Genomic DNA, 20,471 nt, shown 5'->3' with positions numbered 1-20,471 from the left:
GGCATTTACACTTCGTCAATATTGCCGCTTCCCATGGTTCTTCGCCAGGTTCCGGCAAGGGGAACCATATGACCGCTTTCTAAAGACTTCGGCATGTCGATGATGTTCTGGTTGGAGGAACCGCGGAAGATTAGGCCGGGGTCTTTGAGGGATTCTATGAATTTTCCGTCTACCAGGACATCGAGGCAGGAGAGAATCTCTCCTACGGCCTGTGGGCTTTTGGTGCGGCCGGACAGAAGGTCCTTTTCCAGGGTGAAGCCGGTGTAGCACCAGATGGTTTTTTCGGGGAAATGCTGCCGTACCAGCTTTACCAGACGAAGGATGTCCGGCTGGTTTTCCGGTTCAAAGGGCTCCCCTCCTAAGAGGGACAGGCCGGCCACATAGCCGGGGGACAGGGCGGCGAGGATCTCTTCTATGGTTTTGTCTGTAAAAGGGGTGCCGTAGGCAAAGTCCCAGGCTTCTTCGTTGAAGCAGTTTTTGCAGTGGTGCCGGCATCCGCTGACGAAGAGGGACACCCGGACGCCGGGGCCGTTGGCAATATCGTTTTTTTTGATGACTGCATAGTTCATGGGGAAGTCCTTTCCAAAAGGCTTTGTGGCTGAAAAACGTGTTATGGGGCAAAAAAGAGCTGCCGCCGGGAAAGTGCCCTGCGGCAGCCTTGCTGTCTGCTGATACGGCTTGTGCAGACTGTGTTGTTTTTGTATGCGGTGCTGTTTACAGATGAAGCACGCGCTCTTTGATCTCCTGGGTACGTCCCTGGTTCCAGAACTGGGTTCCGATGTAGCCGCAGGTACGCCGGGCTACGTTCATTTTATTCTGATCTGTGTTGCCGCAGTTTGGACATTTCCAGATGAGCTTGCCATGCTCGTCCTCTTTGATCTCAATCTCTCCGTCGTAGCCGCAGACCTGGCAGTAGTCGCTCTTGGTGTTCAGCTCTGCGTACATGATGTTGTCATAGATAAAGCGCATCACGGAGAGTACGGCGTCCAGGTTGTTCTGCATGTTGGGAACCTCTACATAGGAGATGGCTCCGCCCGGTGAGAGGGCCTGGAATTTGGCTTCTAAGGCCAGCTTGTCGAAGGCGTCGATATTCTCGGTTACATGGACGTGATAGCTGTTGGTGATGTAGCTCTTATCCGTCACGTTCTTTACAATGCCGAAGCGCTTCTGCAGGCACTTGGCAAACTTGTAGGTGGTGCTCTCCAGAGGCGTGCCGTAGAGAGAGTAGTCAATCTGCTCGGCAGCCTTCCACTTAGCCGTGTATTCGTTGAGCTTCTTCATAATCTCAAGGCCCAGGGCTTCGCCTTCGGGCTCTGTGAGCTTCTTGCCGTTGAGGCTGTAAACGCATTCCCAGAGGCCTGCATAGCCCAGGGAAAGGGTGGAGTATCCGTTGTGGAGATACTTGTCAATGGTTTCGCCCTTTTTCAGACGAAGGAGGGCGCCGTGCTGCCAGAGGATGGGAGCTGCGTCGGAAAGGGTTCCGCTTAAACGTTCGTGGCGGCACTGCAGGGCTCTGTGGCAGAGCTCCATCCGCTCCTCAAAGATCTCCCAGAACCGATCCATATCGCCCTCTGCGGACAGTCCGATGTCCACCAGGTTGACGGTGACAACGCCTTGGTTGAAGCGGCCGTAGTACTTGGGCTTTCCGTTCTCGTCTACATAGGGAGTAAGGAAGCTTCTGCAGCCCATGCAGGTGTAGCAGTGGCCGTCCCCGTTTTTGTCAATCTTGTTCTGGAGCATGATTTTTTCAGAAATGTAATCCGGAACAAGGCGCTTGGCCGTGCATTTGGCCGCAAGCTGGGTCAGATAGTAGTATTTGCTGTCCTCGTGGATATTATCCTCCTCCAGGACATAGATAAGCTTTGGAAAGGCCGGGGTAATCCAGGTGCCCTTTTCGTTTTTTACACCCTGGTAGCGCTGGCGCAGGGTTTCCTCGATAATCAGAGCCAGATCCTTCTTTTCCTGTTCGTTCTTGGCCTCGTTCAGGTACATGAAGACCGTGACGAAGGGGGCCTGCCCGTTGGTGGTCATTAAGGTGACTACCTGATACTGGATCATCTGGACGCCGTTGCGCACCTCTTCCCTGAGACGCTTCTCTGTGATGAAGTCAATCTCTTCCTCGGTAACGGCCTCGTGGATGGAGTGAAGCTCATCCGCTACCTGCTTGCGAATCTTTTTCCGGCTGGTATCCACAAAGGGGGCCAGATGGGTCAGGCTGATGCTCTGTCCGCCGTACTGGCAGGAGGCTACCTGGGCAATGATCTGGGTGGCAATGTTGCAGGCGGTGGAAAAGCTGTGAGGCTTCTCAATCATGGTGCCGCTGATAACGGTTCCGTTCTGGAGCATGTCCTCCAGGTTGACCAGATCGCAGTTGTGCATATGCTGTGCAAAGTAGTCTGCATCGTGGAAATGAATGATTCCCTGATCGTGGGCAGACACAATCTCCGCAGGAAGAAGGATCCGCTTGGTGATATCCTTGCTTACCTCTCCGGCCATGTAGTCCCGCTGTACGCTGTTGACCGTGGGGTTCTTGTTGGAATTCTCCTGCTTGACTTCCTCGTTGTTGCACTCAATAAGGCTTAAGATCTGCTCGTCGGTGGTGTTGGACTTGCGGACCATGGCCCGGCGGTAGCGGTAGGTGATATAGCGTCTGGCTACATCAAAGGCCCGCTGGTTCATAATCTGATCCTCCACCATGTCCTGGATCTCTTCTACGCTTAAAGAACGGCTCATATTCTCTGCAGCGCTCTCTACATCCTCTGCAATCCGCTTGATCTGGATAGGGGTCATACGGGCGCTGGGAACTACTTTCTCATTGGCTCGGGTTACGGCAAGGACGATTTTTTCAGCATCAAATTCAACCTCGCTGCCGCTTCTTTTAATAATTTTCATAAAACTTCCCTCAATTTCTACTGTCGCTGTAATATGTGGTGACGAAACCTATTGTAACAAGATATAGTGGTGTTGTCAACAGTGATTACAAGATATTGTTTGCCATGTTTATAAGACTATAGGAAAATGTGAGGAAAATCAAGGGTTTCGGGCGAAAAAAATTTTGGAAAAGAGAAGAAATACCGGTATGCTCAAGGGGAAGAAGGTTACTGTTCAGAGGTCAGCTTGTGATAAACAAACCGATGGTGTAGACTAATCTTAGTCGAAACCATCGGTTTTCTTTATCCAAATATCTCGGATACTCTGTTATATAAATTTGATTCTTCGTTTTGGCGTATCTGAATAAGCATGCTCATGCATTCACAGAGATACTCGATGGACTCGAATCCCCTGAATGACACAGCCTGCTGCTGCTTGCGCTTATATCCTCTAAGCAGACGCTCCGCTTCATTGTTTGTAGCCGGAACTCTGTGATCATGCAGGAACAGAAGATGGTTGGACATGTATTCTTCCATCCGCAGATACAGGTTGTATCCGTCCTTATAATACTCACTTGCTGGAATGTATTCGTATTCCTCTTTCGCTTTTTGCAGTATTGCCCGGTAGCGTTCTTCATACTCCCTGACCTTTTCGGTGTCAGGAGGCGCCTCTTCCGGCAGGCCGTTCCGGTAGTGGATCATTTCCTGTACCAGAGCACGCATTTCCTTGTTCCAGGTCCGGTCAGCCTCATTATCTATGCTGTCCTTCAGATAGCGGAGGACATGCGCAAGACACTCCTGGTGTTGTGCACCATAGTTATAAAAGGTTTTCTCATGATCGTGAACCAGGATTCCCTGGTAATCTTCGACCGGGGTGCCTTTTACTCCTTCGTGCCCTTTTTTCCTGCGTGCAAAATACATCGCTTTTCCATCCGGGGCAGCGCACACAAATACATAAGCATTTTTTCCGTTTTCCTTTGCGTTGGTACAATCCGTATGAAGGACGGGGCTAAGCAGCAGATCGGCAAACGTCGCTTTTCGTTCCTGTTCCGTTTTTTTGGCAAATTCCCTGCCAAGCTTATTAACCATGCCCTTGGATATGCTGAGCCTGCCATCAGTCAAATCGGAAAGGAATTTCCTGCTTTTGTCGATGGAAGTGCAGCAGTCGTTATTCAACAGAAACAGGAAGGCCTTGACGCTTCCACCATAATTCACCTCGTCCACAACGCCGGGAGGAAACTCCGCATGGATCCGCTCGCCGGTTTTGGAATTATAATACACATCTGCGTGGTATTCCGTGACCTCCAGTATCGTACGTATGTTGACCAGCTGTTTCACGATCGTTTTTGAAGTCTTTTTGAAATCCGGATCTTCCAGCACTTCCCGGGGCGGCGGCAGCAGAACCGGATCCGTGGCAGGGATCTGCTTTTTCCTGCGGTGTCCCGGATGTCCCGGCTGGGCGCCCGGCTTACGGCCGCTTTTTTCCCGGCCGTTGGAGATCTTCTTGCGGCGGAGCGTTTTGGAAGAAGGGATGGAGGAATTTTCATAATCCCGGTTGATTTGCGCCCTCAGCTTCAAGTTCCTGCCCTTTTCCTCTTCCAGCGCCGTTTCCAGCCCATAGATCTTATGGCGCTGCCGGGTTGCCTTGTCCAGTGCGGCGTCTCTCTGTCTTTCTGCCTTTATGGCACGCCTTTCCATTCGTTCCAATTCTTTTCGCAAGGCCGACAGCTTTCGCTCGCATTCCTTTTGAAGTTCTTCAAATATCTCAAACCATTGATTGCGGACGGAAACGGTTTCACTGCGGGCACGTGAAAGCTCGTCCTTCAATTTCCGGATTTCCCGTTCCAAAGAACGTAATTCTTTCAGGTATTCCTCCTGCATGCGGACATATATTTCACCGGATTTGAAAGCGCATATCTGTGCGTTGGCCGCTTTCAGCCTGTATTCAAGAGTGGTGGTGTATTCAAAGGAAGCGTTCATGTGGTCAGCCCTTCTTTAAGGAGTCAAGAATTCTGTTCATCAGCGCCGATAATTCACCGTTGTGTTCCTGTTGGGCCTTAATGATGCGTTCCTGCTGCCTGATGATTTCATTTTTTGCCTGGACTTCCTCTTCGAGACAGGCAACGGCCTTGTTAAGCAGGACGATTTCATCTTCCATGTTTTTCATTCTCTCAATCCTCCGTTTTCATAAGGCAATTATACTATAGATGCCCTCAAAATGCGAATTTCCGTATTTGAGGGCATGGTCAATTTGACGGTGGATAATTTAAAAAAAGCGAGTAAATATTATCCATAAAAAGAGGGCAAGGAAGCATGCCTGGGACGAAACGGAAGACAGAAATGTGGATAACTTTCTGATAAATAAAGCGGACAGAAAAACTATAAACATCATTTTTCTGTCCGCTTTATTTATCCACATATAAAAAATTTAAATTTCGTCACTTTTCACAATCGTCAAATGTAGGGAGTGAACAGTAACGGAAGAAGAAAAAATTTTGGAAAAATAAAAAATACTATAGAATAAAGAATGATTTTTTGGTATATTCTAGTAGGACAGATCAGATGTGACAGCTTTGTCCGGGTTTGTCCGGCAGTCTGAATAATTGCAGGTAAGGAAAGGAGAACTTGTCATGAAAAAGTATGTATGCGAGCCTTGCGGCTATGAGTATGATCCGGAGGTAGGAGATCCCGATAACGGCATTGAGCCCGGAACGGCTTTTGAGGATCTGCCAGAGGATTGGGTCTGCCCCATCTGCGGCGTCGGCAAGGATGATTTTGCGGAGGCATAATGCACGAGTACCTGAGACAAATCCTGGATTACCGGCCTGCCTGTGAGCAGGAGGAGCAGGATCGGAAATTGATGCTTCAATATCTGGAGCTGTTTCCGGATACGATTGGGACAAGACAGTGTGAGATTGCACATATGACAGCTTCCTCTTTGATCTTTAACAGGGATCGGGGGAAGCTTCTTATGGTGTATCACAATATTTACCAGTCCTGGTCCTGGACGGGCGGACACGCGGACGGGGAGACGGATCTTTTGATGACGGCTGTCCGGGAGGCCAGGGAGGAGACAGGGCTTCAGGCGGTGCGCCCAATCCGGGAAGAGGCCCAGAGCCTGGATATCCTGCCGGTTTGGGGACATTTTAAGCGGGGGAGCTTTGTGAGTTCTCATCAGCATCTGAATCTGACGTATTTTCTGGAGGCGGATGAAGAGGCGGAGCTTCGGGTCAAGGAGGATGAGAACAGCGCAGTGGCATGGATTGCCCTGGAGGAGCTTCGTGAGAAGGTGACGGAGCGGGAGATGATGCCGGTGTATGGGAAGATGATTGAACGGATGTTGAGGGGGATAACATGAAAATACAGTTTTTGAACGGCGGTCTGGGCAATCAGGCATTTCAATATATATTTGCCAGATATTATGCATTGTCCCATCCGGGAGAGGTCATGTACCTGGATGACAGCTATTTCGCCCAGAATACAGTACATAACGGTTATGAGCTGGAAAAAATCTTCGGCATCAAGGCTCCGATGCTCAGTGAGTGTTTCAGCGGGGATGTATGGGCCTTTATTCTGGAGGAGAAGAAAAGAGGCAAGAGTGTACCGCAGATATTGGGGGAAAATGGAATTGACATCTATATGGTGTCCGAGGTGGGAGAGGATCATCGCCGTTTTAACCCGTTTCCTGGAAAAGTCTATTCCGTCCAGAAGGAAGAATACTGCCCGGAGGTTCAAAACCTGCCGGGGAATGTATACTACCATGGGTATTGGATTAATATAGACTGGTTTATGGCGTATAAGGATGTTTTTCGCCGGGAATTCCGTTTTCCGGAGATTACGGACGAAAAAAATCAGGAATATGCAAGGCAGATTCGGGAATCGAATTCGGTGTCCATTCATATACGGAGAGGTGATTTTGTAAGCCTGGGGTGGGCTTATGACACATCCGAATACCGGAAAGAGGTTGCAAAATTTCTGGACAAGGTTTTGGGGAAGTGGCATCTGTTTGTATTTTCCGATGATATTTCCTGGTGCAGGGAGCACGCGGGGGAAATGGATTTTAACCGCTTTGCACAGGTTACCTATGTAGAGGGAAATGTGCAGGGCAGAAATTATATAGATATGTGCCTGATGAGCAAATGTAAGAGGATGATCGTTTCCAACAGTACATTCTGCTGTCTGGCAGCGCTGCTAAACACGCGAAGAGAGTGGTGGGCGCGGTAAGCTGGGGCTTAAAGGGACGGAAGGCATTGGGCAAGGGCAGCTTCCAGGGCTTTTCTTGTTCCGTGAAGGGAGCCTTGCACCATCTCCGGCTTTCCGCCGCCTTTTCCCTGGAAAGCATCGTTGAGCCGGCGGCAGAGAGGGCGGACGTCTTCGGAAGAGCTTCCCAGGATGTAGCGGTAGCCGGTTTCGTCGTTTCCGATGAATACGCCGGCGGTGCCGGTGCAGCGTATAGTAAGGAGATTGACGAACTCACGGGCAGTAGCGGCATCCAGATCCTGTTCGAAAAATATGATATTTTTCGAACCTTCGGGGACGGCGGCGGCTTTTTGCTGAATCAGGGCTTTTTTCAGCTGCAGGATCTGGCCGGTGAGGCTGTAATTTTCCTGCTTTAAGTGTTCTGCGGCTTTGGCCGTGTCTTTTTCTTTGACGGAGAGGAGGGCGGAGATGGCTTTTGCGTTTTGTTCTTTTTCTTCGTAATCGGCCAGGGCTCTTGCTCCGGCCAGGAGGCAGACACGCACGCCTCCACGGTGGGACTGGACGCTGGTAAGCTTGATAAGGCCGATTTCTCCGGTCTGCTTTACGTGGGGGGCGCAGCAGGCGCAGACGTCGATGCCTGGGATGGTGACGATGCGCACCTGGCCTTCTATAGCGATTTTACTGCGGTATTTGAGCTCTGTGAGCGTTTTTTTGGAGGGATAGGTAATTTCTATAGGGCGGTTGTCCCAAAGGGCTCTATTGGCCTCCTGCTCGATTTCCAGGAGCTCTTTTTTTGTGATCGGGCCGTCGAAGTCCAGGGTGACTTCGGTTTCGCCCAGATGGAAGCCTACATTATTATAACGGAAATGCTTGTGGACAAGGCCGGATACAATGTGTTCTCCGGAATGCTGCTGCATGCGGTCGAAGCGTTTCTGCCAGTCTATCTGTCCTGTGACCTGTGTGCCGGGAGCTATGGCTTGTCTGGTGCAGTGCCAGATAAGGCCCTTTTCTTCTTGGGTGTCAAGGACTTCCAAGCCGCCCAGAAGGCCGGTGTCCCCGGACTGTCCGCCGCCCTCGGGAAAGAATGCGGTCTGGTCAAGATAGATGCGGAAGGTGTCTGCAAGGGGCTGGCAGCCGGTGACGACGGCAGTGAATTCTTTTTGATAACTGTTTTCGTAATAAAGTTTTCTGGTCATGGGGGCCTCCTGATTGTATTTTTAGTTACCGTCCATTGGGTGAACCGTGACATTTTTGTTCTTGTATCTGTTTTATGATACCATTGGAACAGGCTTTTGAAAAGTGAAAACATATGATAGGGCAGAAGATAAGGGAGGAATCATTCTATGATTGAACTGCATGGACAAGCTGGGTTGCCTTATGTAAACCGGAATGCTTATTCGGGAAGCTTTAGGGGAATGCGTTACCGGCTGAAAAAGAAGGCAGCGGAGGAAGGGACGTCTCTGGAAGCTGTGATTTATCCGGAGCCTTTCAGCTTTGAGGTGACGGCAGAGGAAGAGAAGACCTATCGGGAATTTCCCTTTACCCAGGAGGGATTTGATGAGGCGGTGGCCTGGCTGAATGAGGAGTATGAGAGACAGAAGGAGCGGTGGGAGCAGGGGTAGCGTGCAAAAAGGCAGCGCTGCTTTGCGGAGGATAAGAGGAGGCTGCAAAAATAAGCCGGCTTTTTGTGGAGCGCGACCGGCTTATCCTTTGCAATATTCCTTTTGAAGTCTGGTGCTTAATGAGTTCTGGCTAATAATTGCTGCTGTAGCTTTAGCAGCTCGGTGTCGTTGGGCAGCAGGGGCAGGAGCTGTGAAAGTACGGACATGGCTTCTTGGTACTGGCCGTTTTGGAGCATGGTTTTCAGTGCAGCCTTCATCTGAAGGGCTAACTGCTCAAATTCCGGTCCGGCTGCCGGGGCTGGATAATCCAGCTCGTTTTTCAGGAGACGTAAGGCCTCGCGGATGACGCCTGTCATCTGGGGATAGATTCCAAGAACCTGCCGGAACAGGCGGATGGTTTCAGCGGGATTTCCTTTTTCCCAATGGTCAAGGGCTTCCAGAACAGCCAGAGACATACGGCAGTCCGGCGGAAGCAGATGCCTGGCGCTGTCCTCGAACATAGCTTCTTGGTATTGGCCACTGTAAAAGGAGCTGATGCATAAGGCGTATTTTTCCAGATTTTCCAGAAACGCCTTTTTCATGGGGAAGCCTTTGGTAAGTCTTCGTTCTAAGAGAAGCTTTTCAAGCCACAGTCCCTGCAGTGGATGTTCTTTGGAGAGAAGTTCTCCGGCCTCCCACAGATGAGAGTCTTCTTCGCAGGCGGTTTCATTTACAATGCTGGAAATACAGTTTTTCCAGGATTCCAGATCCATCTTTTTCAATAATTCTGATAAGTCTCTTTTTTCCCTCAGTGATTTTTCTATCAGTTGTTTTTGGAGATAAGGCTGCGTAATCTCCTTTAAGCAGCGGTGAAACAGGAACAAATCTGCCCCGCCCTTTTTATTCTTCTCTTCATATAGAAGTTTTTGATATAAAAGGTAGGCCGAATCTTGGGGCAGCTTTGCCAGAAGCTCCTGTAAGTGGGGTGCATAGTGCTCCTTCCAGCGATCCAGAAGGGGATAATAGGTCTGGATTCTATATTCTTCCTCCCAGGGAAGCAGCTCCAGGAAATATTCGGCTTCCTTGTAATTATAAAGCTCCAGGGAGGCCCGGACACAGTTTAGGCGCGCGGGATACAGCCAGTCCGGATTCATTACCTTGTCCTTGTTTACGGTTCCCATCTGCTGCTTAATCCAAAGATCCGGGTGGCGATCCATATAAGCCAGCAGTTCCTCAAATTTAATGCCCCACTGGAGCTGCTTTTCATAATTCTTTCGCTGCTCATTGATTCCGATCAGAAGCTGGAACAGAAGCAGACGTGTGAGCTCCCCGGGTTTTTCTTTTTCCAGAATCTGCAGGGCTTCCTTCTCTGCTTCTTCAAACTTCTCTCTTTTATAGAGGATTTCTATCAGGCTGGACTGGAGCCAGCCCCGAAGAACAGCTTCGGACCTTTTACAGATGTCCAAGCCCTCCCGGCAGGCTTTTTCTGCCTTGTCCCAGCACTCCTCGATACAGTATTCCTGGGTGAGCTGGAGATAATTCTTGGTATAGTCTGCGCGTTCCTTAATATCCTCCTCCAAAAGAGGAATATTCCTTGAAGACTTTTCAGTACCTGTCCTTACTGTATGATTCACATAGCCATAATGATGGACATAGGTGCCAAAAATCCTGCAGGGAGAAAAATAAGGCTGCAGTTCTTCATGGATGGGATTCTCAAAGCGCTGCTCGGGAGTTCTTTTGACCATGCGATAAACAATAGCATCCGAGTGCTTGGAGCCTTCCCAATCCAGATAGTTACGTTGAACGTAGGCAGCGGAATTATACTGTTGGTATTCACCGCTTCGGAAGAACTCCAAGATCTCTGTCACATCATCGAACCATTCATCATCATCCAGGAAGAGAAACCATTCTCCCTTTGCCTGCTTCAAGCCTGCATTCCGGGCTGCGGAAAAGTCGTTGCACCAGGTAAAGGGGATGATTTGATCCGTATAACGCTCTGCGGCCTGCCGGACGCGCTCATCTGTTCCGGTGAATACGACAATGAGTTCTGCCGGAACCTGCCTTAGAAGAGGTGTCAAGGAATCCAGGCAGCGTTCCAGAGAGGCAATTCGGCTGGAAGCCAAAAGGGATATGGTGAGGGGCAGCTTCATAAGGGGTTACTCCTTTTCTAAAATAAATTATCTAAAGGCTGTCTTGTGAATTTTCAAAAAGCCTGACCATAGAGCTGTATATCTTAACAAAAAAGCACCGGTCCTTTGGACCGGCACTTTTTTGTTGTTTATTCAGCTTACTGCAGTAACTGCAGAACTCCCTGAGGAACCTGATTAGCCTGAGCAAGCATAGCCTGAGAAGCCTGAACCAGAATGTTATTCTTGGTGTAAGCCATCATCTCTTTTGCCATGTCTACGTCACGGATACGGCTCTCAGCAGAGGTAATGTTCTCGGTCTGAACACCCAGGTTGTTGATGGTATGCTCCAGACGGTTCTGAAGAGCACCGAAGGTGGAACGCATGGAAGAAATCTGGTCGATAGCGTTGTTTACGATATCGATAGCCTTTCTTGCGCTTGCTGCAGATGTGATACTAATGTTTGCAACGCTGCTGGTTCCTACGTTTGTAGCTCCCATAGAGGTTCCTGCTGTACCACCGATGGTTGAGGTGTTCATTAAGGTCAAAGAAATCTTTAACTGGTTATAAGTCTGAGAAGTTTCACCTACATGAAGAGTGATTCCGCCGCCGTTTGTTACAAGGGAACCGCTGAACAGAGTCATGCCGTTGAAGTTTGCACTCTGGCTGATTCTGTTGATCTCATCATTTAACTGCTCGATCTCCTTCTGCATCTCGTTACGGTTGGTGCTGGAGTAAGTTCCGTTTGCGGACTGTGTAGCCAGAGCAACCATACGGTTCAGCATGGAGTGAACCTCAGTTAAAGCACCCTCAGCAGTCTGTACCAGAGCAACGCCGTCCTCTGCGTTCTTGGTAGCAGTCTCAAGACCGGTAATCTGAGCTCTCATCTTCTCGGAAATAGCCAGACCGGCAGCGTCGTCGCCAGCGCGGTTGATCTTGTAACCAGAGGATAATTTCTCCAGGTTCTTTCCTACGGAAGAGTTGTTGTTGGTTAAGTTTCTGTGTGCATTTAATGCAGTAATATTGTGCTGAATTCTCATAGTTTTTCCTCCTTGATCATTGCAGGGAACATCCTTTTCCCCTTAAAAGTTATGGTAGTTATGATTCGGATGCCTCATAAGTGCCTCTGCGGACTGCCGGCTGTTGTCCGGTAAAGTACACTTAAGTAGATGGAATCTGCCAAGCTGCTGTTTACACACCACTGTTGAGTACAAGTGAATTCAAATAACGAATAACCATTGAATCAACAGCCTGAAGTTGTTATACTGAGAGCAACGAATCATTTTTCAATTATTTTTGTCAATACTGGTATACAGTAAAAAGCACAGGAAAGGATGGTGCAAAGATGGCAAGAACCGTAGGAATCGGATATCAGAATTTTGAACAACTGATTACAAATGATAATTTTTATATTGATAAAACCAAGTTTATCAAGGAGTGGTGGGAAAATCAGGATATGGTGACGCTGATTACCCGTCCCAGGCGCTTTGGAAAAACGCTAACTATGAGCATGACTGAGCAGTTCTTTTCCATAAAATATACCGGGCGAGGAGATCTGTTTGAAAGACTTTCTATCTGGGAGGATGAAAAGTACAGGAAACTGCAGGGAACTTACCCGGTGATTAGCCTTTCATTTGCCAATGTAAAGGAAAGCAGCTATGAGTCGACCGTGCAGAGAATCAATCAGATTCTTACGAATCTGTATTATGAGTATAATTTTTTGCTGGAGGGCGATGCTCTGTTATCTGAGGAAAAAGAAGATTTTCGCAGCGTTTCTAAAGGCATGCCGGAGGTTACGGCCACAATGGCTCTTCACCAATTATCAAGATTTTTGTATAAATATTATCATAAAAAGGTGATTATTCTTCTGGATGAGTATGATACTCCTATGCAGGAAGCCTATGTAAACGGATACTGGGAGGAGCTGGTTTCCTTTACCAGAAGTATGTTTAATTCCACCTTTAAGACAAATCCCCATCTGGATAGGGCTATTATGACAGGCATTACAAGGGTCAGCAGGGAGTCTGTCTTTTCAGATTTGAATAACCTGGAGGTCGTGACGGCTACTTCTGAAAAATATGCAGACAGCTTTGGTTTTACAGAGAAAGAGGTTTTTGCAGCGTTAGATGAATTCGGGATGTCTGATAAAAAGCTGGAAGTAAAAAGCTGGTATGACGGGTTTACCTTTGGAAATTGCACAGATATCTACAATCCCTGGTCTATTTTAAATTATCTGGACAAAGGAAAATTAGATACTTATTGGGCCAATTCCAGCTCCAACAGCCTGGTAGGAAAGCTGCTCAGGGAAAGCGGCACGGATATCAAACAGGATTTTGAAGCCCTTATTTCCGGCCAGTCAATCATAGCCCAGATAGACGAACAGATTGTGTATGGGGAGCTGGACGGAAGCGCAGAAGGAATCTTCAGCCTGCTGCTGGCCAGCGGCTATCTAAAGGTACTGCGATACGGTGAATACAACAATGAATATGTGGATGAATTGGACTATGAACTGTGTCTGACAAACCGGGAAGTAAGAAAGATGTTCCGCGTCATGGTAAAAAGCTGGTTCCGCAAAAGCCGGAAGGAGTATAACGGATTTATCCAGGCATTACTGGAGGACGACGTGAAGGGGATGAACTTCTACATTAATAAGGTAGCTCTAGCAACCTTCAGTATCTTCGACGCCGGAAACAAGCCTTCAGAATCCGCAGAGCCGGAACGCTTTTACCACGGCTTTGTGCTGGGGCTGCTGGTAGAGCTGTCTGACCGCTATACCGTAAGCTCTAACCGTGAAAGCGGCTTTGGCCGGTATGACGTGATGATGGAGCCAAAGGGAGACGACGACGCAGTCATTCTGGAGTTCAAAGTACAGGATCCGGAGGATGAGAAGGACTTGTCCGATACGGTAAGAGCTGCACTGGAGCAGATCGAGAAAAAGAACTATGAGGCAACCCTTGTGGAAAAAGGAATTCCCAGGGAAAAGATACGCAAGTACGGATTTGCTTTTTGTGGGAAAAAAGTTCTGATTGGATCCAAGATTTGAAAAAGTCAGGAAGGATTGAGCGATATGGCAAGAACAATAGGAATTGGGATTCAAAGCTTTGAAAAAATAATAGAAAATAATTATTTTTATATGGACAAGACAAAGTTTATAAAAGAATGGTGGGAAAGCGGGGATGACGTCACGCTGATTACCCGTCCCAGACGTTTCGGCAAGACACTCAACATGAGTATGACGGAGCAGTTTTTTTCCATAAAGTATGCCGGAAGGGGTGAACTGTTTGAAGGGCTGTCTATCTGGGAAAGCGAGAAATACAGAAAGCTGCAGGGAACCTATCCGGTAATTGCGCTGAGTTTTGCGGATATAAAAGAAACAAATTTTACAGATACAAAAGAAAAAATCTACCAGATTTTACAGAACCTTTATATTCAGCATGACTTTTTGCTGACAGAAGGCTTTTTAAAAGAAGGGGAAGAGATTTTTTTTCGGAAAGTAACTTCCGATATATCAGAGGTGACAGCCTCTCTCGCTTTAAAATCTTTATCTTCTTATTTGGAACGCTATTATGGAAAAAAAGTGATTATTCTTCTGGATGAGTATGATACCCCTATGCAGGAAGCCTATGTAAACGGATACTGGGAGGAGCTGGTTTCCTTTACCAGAAGTATGTTTAATTCCACCTTTAAGACAAATCCCCATCTGGATAGGGCTATTATGACAGGCATTACAAGGGTCAGCAGAGAGTCTGTCTTTTCAGATTTGAATAACCTGGAGGTCGTGACGGCTACTTCTGAAAAATACGCAGACAGCTTTGGTTTTACAGAGAAAGAGGTTTTTGCAGCGTTAGATGAATTCGGAATGTCTGATAAAAAGCTGGAAGTAAAAAGCTGGTATGACGGGTTTACCTTTGGAAATTGCACAGATATCTACAATCCCTGGTCTATTTTAAATTATCTGGACAAAGGAAAATTAGATACTTATTGGGCCAATTCCAGCTCCAACAGCCTGGTAGGAAAGCTGCTTAGGGAAAGCGGCACGGATATCAAGCAGGACTTTGAAGCCCTTATTTCCGGCCAGTCAATCATAGCCCAGATAGACGAACAGATTGTGTATGGGGAGCTGGACGGAAGCGCAGAAGGAATCTTCAGCCTTCTGCTGGCCAGCGGCTATCTAAAGGTACTGCAGTACAGTGAATACGGCGACAATGAAGATGTGGACGAATTGGACTATGAACTGTGTCTGACAAACCGGGAAGTAAGAAAGATGTTCCGCGTCATGGTAAAAAGCTGGTTCCGCAAAAGCCGGAAGGAGTATAACGGATTTATCCAGGCATTACTGGAGGACGACGTGAAGGGGATGAACTTCTACATTAATAAGGTAGCTCTAGCAACCTTCAGTATCTTCGACGCCGGAAACAAGCCTTCAGAATCCGCAGAGCCGGAACGCTTTTACCATGGCTTTGTGCTGGGGCTGCTGGTAGAGCTGTCTGACCGCTATACCGTAAGCTCTAACCGTGAAAGCGGCTTTGGCCGGTATGATGTGATGATGGAGCCAAAGGGAGACGACGACGCAGTCATTCTGGAGTTCAAAGTACAGGATCCGGAGGATGAGAAGGACTTGTCCGATACGGTAAGAGCTGCACTGGAGCAGATCGAGAAAAAGAACTATGAGGCAACCCTTGTGGAAAAAGGAATTCCCAGGGAAAAGATACGCAAGTATGGGTTTGCTTTTTGTGGGAAGAGGGTTCTGATTGGAGCCAAGATTTGAAGAAGCCAGGGAGGGTTGAGAAGTATGGCAAGAACGGTAGGGATTGGGCTTCAAAGCTTTGAAAAAAATAATAAAAAATAATTATTTTTATACAGACAAGACAACGTTTATAAAAGAATGGTGGGAAAATGGGGATGATGTTACACTGATTACCCGTCCCCGGCGTTTTGGAAAGACGCTTACAATGAATATGGTTGAGCAGTTCTTTTCCATAAATTGTAAGGACAAAAAAGGCATCTTTGAGGGTCTGGCAATCTGGAAGGAAGAAGCATACCGCAGGCTTCAGGGCACACACCCGGTAATTTTTCTTTCTTTTGCAAGTGTAAAAGGAAGTTCATTTTCAACCGTTAAAAAGATGATTTGCCAGAATATCAAAAGGCTTTATAACCAGAATGATTTTCTTTTGGAAGGAAACTGCCTGAACGCTGCTGAAAAAGAGGCATACAGGGCGGTTTCTCCAGAGATGGAGGAGTATCTGGCCTGCGATTCGCTGAAAAATCTGTCAGAGTATTTATATCGCTATTATGGAAAAAAGGTGATTATTCTGCTGGATGAATATGACACGCCTTTGCAGGAAGCCTATGTAAACGGTTATTGGAAAGAACTTACCGTATTTACCAGAAGCCTGTTTAATTCCACTTTTAAGACGAATCCTTCTCTTGAAAGGGCGATTATGACGGGGATTACGAGAATAAGCAAGGAATCCATTTTTTCGGATCTGAATAATCTGGAGGTAGTTACTACTACTTCCGAAAAATATGAGACCTCCTTTGGATTTACCCAGGAAGAAGTCTGGGATGCTCTGGAGGAATATGGTCTGTCTGAGAAAAAAGAAGGTGTAAAGAGCTGGTATGACGGCTTTACCTTTGGAACCAGAACGGATATCTATAATCCTTGGTCGATCTTGAATTATTTGGATAAGAAAAAATTTTCTCCTTACTGGGCGAACACCAGCAGCAACAGCCTTGTAGGAAAACTAATCCGTGAAGGAAGCAGAAAAACAAAGACGATTATGGAGGATCTGCTGGAGGGAAAGGCTCTTCACACAGAGATAGACGAGCAGATTATCTTTAATCAGCTGGATCAGAAGGAAAGCGCAATCTGGAGCCTTCTGCTTGCAGGTGGTTATCTCCGGGTGGAAAGGTTTTCGTTTGATGAGGAATGGGGCCGTGAAGAGTACGATCTGGTACTGACAAACAAAGAAGTCCGCACCATGTTCGAGGGAATGTTCCGCGACTGGTTTGCGGGTAGTTCGGCTTCTTATAATGAATTTGTGGAGTCGCTGCTCCGTGGTGACTTGGAGGAAATGAATGAATATATGAATTGTGTGACAGAGGAGACCTTCAGCTTCTTTGACACCGGAAAAAAGCCATCCAAAGCCCCGGAGCCTGAGCGTTTCTATCATGGCTTTGTGCTGGGACTCCTGGCGGAGCTCAGGGGCCGCTATATCTTAACCTCCAACCGTGAAAGCGGTTTTGGCCGCTACGATGTGATGCTTGAGCCCCTGCATGACACAGACGATGCCATCATCATCGAATTCAAGGTATTCCGCCCTGCAAAGGAAAAGAGCCTGGAGGAAGCACTGAAAGCCGCCCATGCCCAGATAGACGAGAAGAAATATACAGCTGTCCTGGAGACAAAGGGAATCTCGCCGGAGCGTATCCGAAAGTATGGGTTTGCTTTTGAGGGGAAAAAGGTTTTGATAGGTTAATATTTTAAATATAGAAAGAATTCCAGTTCCGGCTGCCGGAACTGGAATGTATATCTTTTCGGGATAGGTATTTATGGATAACCTCAGGGTAGGCTTTTAGAGAGCTTTTCAAGGACTGTTCTTTGGCTTGTGACAGCCCTTGGTGATTGAATTCTATGTGGCATTTAATAGATGTCAGCTAATAACTGCTGCTGCAGCTTTAATAGTTCCATGTCATCCGGCAGCAAGGGAAGAAGCTGTGAGAGCACAGACATGGCTTCTTGGTACTGGCCGTTTTGGATCATGGTTTTCAGTGCAGCCTTCATCTGAAAGGCTAACTGCTCGAATTCCGGTCCGGCTGCCGGGGCTGGATGGTCCAGCTCGTTTTTCAGAAGACGTAAGGCCTCGCGGATGACGCCTGCCATCTGAGGGCAGAAGCTAAGAATCTGCCGGAACAGGCGGACGGTCTCGGACGGATTTCCCTGCTTCCAGCTGTCAAGGGCTTCCAGAACAGCAAGGGACATACGGCAGTCTGCCGGGAGAAGGTGACAAAAGCTTTCCTCAAACATGGAGCTCTGGTATTGGCTTTTATAAAAGGAATGGATACATAAAGCATATTTTTCCAGATTTTCCAGAAACGCCTTCTTCATAGGGAAGCCTTTGGCAAGTCTTCGTTCTAAAAGAAGCTTTTTAAGCCATAGTCCCTGCAGTGGATGTTCTTTGGAGAGGAGTTCTCTGGCCTCCCACAGATGAGAGTCTTCTTCGTAGGCGGTTTCGTTTACAATGCTTGCAATACATTTCTGCCAGGATTCCAGATCCATCTTTTTCAATAATTCTGATAAGCTTCTTTTTTCCCACAGAGCTTTTTTTATCAATTGTTTTTGGAGATAAGGCTGTGTAATCTCCCTTAAACAGCGGTGAAACAGGAATAAATCTGTCTCGCCCTTTTTGTTCTTCTCTTCATATAGAAGTTTTTGATACAAAAGGTAGGCCGAATCTTGGGGAAGCTTTGCCAGAAGCTCCTGTAAGTGGGGCGCATAGTGCTCCTTCCAACGATCCAGAAGGGGATAATAGGTCTGAATCCTGCATTCCTCCTCCCAGGGCAGAAGCTCCAGAAAATATTCGGTTTCCTTATAGTTCTGAACCTCCAGGGAAGCCCGGATGCAGTTCAGACGCGCCGGATACAGCCAGTCTGGATTCAACACCTTGTCCTTGTTCATGGTTCCCATCTGCTGTTTGAGCCAAAGCTCCGGGTGGCGATCCATGTAAGCCAGGAGCTCCTCAAATTTAACACCCCACTGGAGCTGTTTTTCAAAGTCCTTTCGCTGCTCGTTGATTCCGATCAGCAGCTGAAAGAGCAGCAGGCGCGTCAGCTCGTTCGGCTTTCCTTCCAGTATTCCAAAGGCCTCCCTCTCTGCTTCCTCAAACTGCTTCTTTTGGTAGAGGATCTCAATCAGATTGACTTGGAGCCAGCTTCTGAGGGCGGCTTCCTTCTTTTTGCAGATTTCAATGCCCTTCCGGCAGATCTCCTCTGCCTCGTCCCATCTTTCCTCGATACAGTATTCCTGGGTCAGCTGGAGGTAATTCTTGGTATAGTCCGGCCGCTCCTGGATATCCTTCTGCAAAAGCGGAATATTCCGGGAAGTCTTGTCTGCGCAGTCCCTTATAGTACTGCCGATATAACCGTAGTGGTGCACATAAGCGTTGAAAATCTTACAGGGGGAATAGCAAGGCTGCAGTTCTTCATGGATGGGATTCTCAAAACGCTGCTGAGGTGTCCTTTTGACCATTCGGTAGACAAAGCCATCCGAATGCCTGGAGCCCTCCCAGTCCAGATAATTGCGCTGGATGTAGGCGGCGGAATTGTACTGCCGGCATTCGCCGCTTTGGAAAAAATCGCAGATTTCCGTCACATCATCAAACCATTCGTCATCATCCAGGTAAAGGAACCACTCTCCCTTTGCATGCTTCAGGCCTGCATTCCGGGCTGCGGAAAAGTCGTTGCACCAGGTAAAGGGGATGATTTGATCCGTATAACGCTCTGCGACCTGCCGGACTCGCTCATCTGTTCCGGTGAATACGACAATAAGCTCTGCCGGAACCTGCCTTAGAAGAGGTGTCAGGGAATCCAGGCAGCGCTCCAGAGTGGCAATTCGGTTGGAGGCCAGAAGGGATATGGTAAGGGGCAGCTTCATAGGTGTTTACTCCTTTTTCTGAATTTTTATACGTGAAGTCCAAATGCCGTAAAACAAAAAAGCGCTGATCCAAAGGACCGGCGCTTTTTGTTGTTTATTCAGCTTACTGCAGTAACTGCAGAACTCCCTGCGGAACCTGATTAGCCTGAGCAAGCATAGCCTGAGAAGCCTGAACCAGAATGTTATTCTTGGTGTAAGCCATCATCTCTTTTGCCATGTCTACGTCACGGATACGGCTCTCAGCAGAGGTGATGTTCTCGGTCTGAACACCCAGGTTGTTGATGGTGTGCTCCAGACGGTTCTGAAGAGCACCGAAGGTGGAACGCATGGAAGAAATCTGGTCGATAGCGTTGTTTACGATATCAATAGCCTTCTTTGCATTAGCGGCTGTTGTGATACTGATCTTTCCAACGGACTCTGCTGCAGATGTCTTGCCTATTGACATAGGTTTCAATCCGCCAAGTGTTGTGGTATTCATTAAAGTTAAAGAAACCTTCAATTGGTTGTAATCTTTAGAGGTTTCACCTACATGAAGGGTAATTCCCTTGCTAACAAGCCCGCCGCTGAACAGTGTCATGCCATTGAAGTTTGCACTCTGACTGATTCGGTCAATCTCTTTGTTCAGCTGCTCGATCTCTTTCTGCATCTCCTTACGGTTGGTAGTAGAGTAAGTTCCGTTTGCAGACTGTGTAGCCAGAGCAACCATACGGTTCAGCATGGAGTGAACCTCAGTTAAAGCACCCTCAGCAGTCTGTACCAGAGCAACGCCGTCCTCTGCGTTCTTGGTAGCAGTCTCAAGACCGGTAATCTGAGCTCTCATCTTCTCAGAAATAGCCAGGCCTGCAGCGTCGTCGCCAGCGCGGTTAATCTTGTAACCAGAGGATAATTTCTCCAGGTTCTTTCCTACGAAAGAGTTGTTGTTGCTTAAGTTTCTGTGTGCATTTAATGCAGTAATATTGTGCTGAATTCTCATAGTTTTTCCTCCTTGATCATTGCAGGGAACATCCTTTTCCCCTTAAAA

15 protein-coding genes and 1 pseudogene are annotated in these 20,471 nt (G+C 47.7%); 7 read left to right on the top strand and 9 right to left on the bottom strand.

The genetic code is table 11. The features are described 5' to 3' along the window. Positions 1-5 precede the first annotated feature (5 nt). From nrdG to VV089_RS12795, 4 genes are all read right to left on the bottom strand, one after another. Positions 6-569, bottom strand: coding sequence for an anaerobic ribonucleoside-triphosphate reductase activating protein (gene nrdG / locus VV089_RS12810; protein WP_334336118.1), 564 nt, complete (start codon positions 567-569; stop codon positions 6-8). A 145-nt stretch (positions 570-714) separates the two neighbouring features. Then, positions 715-2,892: an anaerobic ribonucleoside-triphosphate reductase gene (gene nrdD, locus VV089_RS12805; protein ID WP_334336117.1), complete on the bottom strand. Its 2,178-nt coding sequence runs from the start codon at positions 2,890-2,892 to the stop codon at positions 715-717. 281 nt (positions 2,893-3,173) lie between these two features. Beyond that, positions 3,174-4,850, bottom strand: a complete 1,677-nt coding sequence (locus VV089_RS12800) for an IS66 family transposase (RefSeq protein ID WP_334334951.1) — start codon at positions 4,848-4,850, stop codon at positions 3,174-3,176. A gap of 4 nt (positions 4,851-4,854) precedes the next feature. After that, positions 4,855-5,037 (bottom strand): hypothetical protein, encoded by a 183-nt coding sequence (locus VV089_RS12795; RefSeq protein WP_172541642.1) that lies wholly within the window; start codon positions 5,035-5,037, stop codon positions 4,855-4,857. A 463-nt stretch (positions 5,038-5,500) separates the two neighbouring features. Here VV089_RS12795 and rd point away from each other — a divergent pair, with 463 nt between their 5' ends. The 3 genes from rd to VV089_RS12780 are packed head-to-tail and all read left to right on the top strand — an operon-like array spanning position 5,501 to position 7,094. Continuing rightward, positions 5,501-5,659 (top strand): rubredoxin, encoded by a 159-nt coding sequence (rd, locus tag VV089_RS12790; protein ID WP_334336116.1) that lies wholly within the window; start codon positions 5,501-5,503, stop codon positions 5,657-5,659. Then, a complete protein-coding gene (locus VV089_RS12785; RefSeq protein WP_334336115.1) occupies positions 5,659-6,228 on the top strand; it encodes an NUDIX hydrolase in 570 nt (189 codons plus the stop codon). Before rd ends, VV089_RS12785 begins: the two co-directional genes overlap by 1 nt. Further along, the gene (locus tag VV089_RS12780; RefSeq protein WP_334336114.1) at positions 6,225-7,094 is read left to right on the top strand and encodes an alpha-1,2-fucosyltransferase; all 870 of its coding nucleotides are present in this window, start codon (positions 6,225-6,227) and stop codon (positions 7,092-7,094) included. The genes VV089_RS12785 and VV089_RS12780 overlap by 4 nt, the downstream gene beginning before the upstream one ends. Positions 7,095-7,102: 8 nt before the next feature. On the opposite strand, the gene VV089_RS12775 is transcribed toward VV089_RS12780, so the two are convergent. Further along, positions 7,103-8,266: an alanyl-tRNA editing protein gene (locus tag VV089_RS12775; protein WP_334336113.1), complete on the bottom strand. Its 1,164-nt coding sequence runs from the start codon at positions 8,264-8,266 to the stop codon at positions 7,103-7,105. Between the two features lie 147 nt (positions 8,267-8,413). Here VV089_RS12775 and VV089_RS12770 point away from each other — a divergent pair, with 147 nt between their 5' ends. Next, positions 8,414-8,692 (top strand): GNAT family acetyltransferase, encoded by a 279-nt coding sequence (locus VV089_RS12770; RefSeq protein ID WP_172544303.1) that lies wholly within the window; start codon positions 8,414-8,416, stop codon positions 8,690-8,692. 116 nt (positions 8,693-8,808) lie between these two features. Here the strand turns inward: VV089_RS12770 and VV089_RS12765 are convergent, their stop codons facing one another. Next, on the bottom strand, positions 8,809-10,821 hold the full coding sequence (locus tag VV089_RS12765) for a glycosyltransferase (RefSeq protein WP_334336111.1): 2,013 nt from the start codon (positions 10,819-10,821) through the stop codon (positions 8,809-8,811). A gap of 137 nt (positions 10,822-10,958) precedes the next feature. Further along, positions 10,959-11,837: a flagellin N-terminal helical domain-containing protein gene (locus tag VV089_RS12760; RefSeq protein WP_334336110.1), complete on the bottom strand. Its 879-nt coding sequence runs from the start codon at positions 11,835-11,837 to the stop codon at positions 10,959-10,961. Positions 11,838-12,142: 305 nt separating this feature from the next. Between VV089_RS12760 and VV089_RS12755 the strand changes: the two genes are divergently transcribed. The 3 genes and pseudogenes from VV089_RS12755 (at position 12,143) to VV089_RS12745 (ending at position 17,276) form a co-directional block, all read left to right on the top strand. Beyond that, complete coding sequence (locus VV089_RS12755; RefSeq protein ID WP_334336109.1) at positions 12,143-13,840, top strand: AAA family ATPase; 1,698 nt, start codon at positions 12,143-12,145, stop codon at positions 13,838-13,840. A 24-nt stretch (positions 13,841-13,864) separates the two neighbouring features. Then, a complete protein-coding gene (locus tag VV089_RS12750) occupies positions 13,865-15,565 on the top strand; it encodes an AAA family ATPase (protein ID WP_334336108.1) in 1,701 nt (566 codons plus the stop codon). A 24-nt stretch (positions 15,566-15,589) separates the two neighbouring features. Then, positions 15,590-17,276: pseudogene (locus tag VV089_RS12745) on the top strand (AAA family ATPase). Positions 17,277-17,440: 164 nt separating this feature from the next. Here the strand turns inward: VV089_RS12745 and VV089_RS12740 are convergent. Together VV089_RS12740 and VV089_RS12735 are read right to left on the bottom strand one after the other, a co-directional pair. Continuing rightward, on the bottom strand, positions 17,441-19,450 hold the full coding sequence (locus VV089_RS12740) for a tetratricopeptide repeat-containing glycosyltransferase (protein ID WP_334336106.1): 2,010 nt from the start codon (positions 19,448-19,450) through the stop codon (positions 17,441-17,443). Between the two features lie 103 nt (positions 19,451-19,553). Next, positions 19,554-20,423, bottom strand: coding sequence for a flagellin N-terminal helical domain-containing protein (locus tag VV089_RS12735; RefSeq protein WP_334336105.1), 870 nt, complete (start codon positions 20,421-20,423; stop codon positions 19,554-19,556). Positions 20,424-20,471: the final 48 nt, after the last annotated feature.

This window comes from Candidatus Merdisoma sp. JLR.KK011, from assembly GCF_036941125.1.
Taxonomy (GTDB): domain Bacteria; phylum Bacillota; class Clostridia; order Lachnospirales; family Lachnospiraceae; genus Laedolimicola.
This window is presented reverse-complemented; position numbering and strand designations above follow the sequence as displayed.

Excerpts from the sequence above, each read along its gene's own strand:
- nrdG (WP_334336118.1), bottom strand. The coding sequence starts at position 569 with ATGAACTATGCAGTCATCAAAAAAAACGATATTGCCAACGGCCCCGGC.
- nrdD (WP_334336117.1), bottom strand. The coding sequence starts at position 2,892 with ATGAAAATTATTAAAAGAAGCGGCAGCGAGGTTGAATTTGATGCTGAA.
- VV089_RS12800 (WP_334334951.1), bottom strand. The coding sequence starts at position 4,850 with ATGAACGCTTCCTTTGAATACACCACCACTCTTGAATACAGGCTGAAA.
- VV089_RS12795 (WP_172541642.1), bottom strand. The coding sequence starts at position 5,037 with ATGAAAAACATGGAAGATGAAATCGTCCTGCTTAACAAGGCCGTTGCC.
- rd (WP_334336116.1), top strand. The coding sequence starts at position 5,501 with ATGAAAAAGTATGTATGCGAGCCTTGCGGCTATGAGTATGATCCGGAG.
- VV089_RS12785 (WP_334336115.1), top strand. The coding sequence starts at position 5,659 with ATGCACGAGTACCTGAGACAAATCCTGGATTACCGGCCTGCCTGTGAG.
- VV089_RS12780 (WP_334336114.1), top strand. The coding sequence starts at position 6,225 with ATGAAAATACAGTTTTTGAACGGCGGTCTGGGCAATCAGGCATTTCAA.
- VV089_RS12775 (WP_334336113.1), bottom strand. The coding sequence starts at position 8,266 with ATGACCAGAAAACTTTATTACGAAAACAGTTATCAAAAAGAATTCACT.
- VV089_RS12770 (WP_172544303.1), top strand. The coding sequence starts at position 8,414 with ATGATTGAACTGCATGGACAAGCTGGGTTGCCTTATGTAAACCGGAAT.
- VV089_RS12765 (WP_334336111.1), bottom strand. The coding sequence starts at position 10,821 with ATGAAGCTGCCCCTCACCATATCCCTTTTGGCTTCCAGCCGAATTGCC.
- VV089_RS12760 (WP_334336110.1), bottom strand. The coding sequence starts at position 11,837 with ATGAGAATTCAGCACAATATTACTGCATTAAATGCACACAGAAACTTA.
- VV089_RS12755 (WP_334336109.1), top strand. The coding sequence starts at position 12,143 with ATGGCAAGAACCGTAGGAATCGGATATCAGAATTTTGAACAACTGATT.
- VV089_RS12750 (WP_334336108.1), top strand. The coding sequence starts at position 13,865 with ATGGCAAGAACAATAGGAATTGGGATTCAAAGCTTTGAAAAAATAATA.
- VV089_RS12740 (WP_334336106.1), bottom strand. The coding sequence starts at position 19,450 with ATGAAGCTGCCCCTTACCATATCCCTTCTGGCCTCCAACCGAATTGCC.
- VV089_RS12735 (WP_334336105.1), bottom strand. The coding sequence starts at position 20,423 with ATGAGAATTCAGCACAATATTACTGCATTAAATGCACACAGAAACTTA.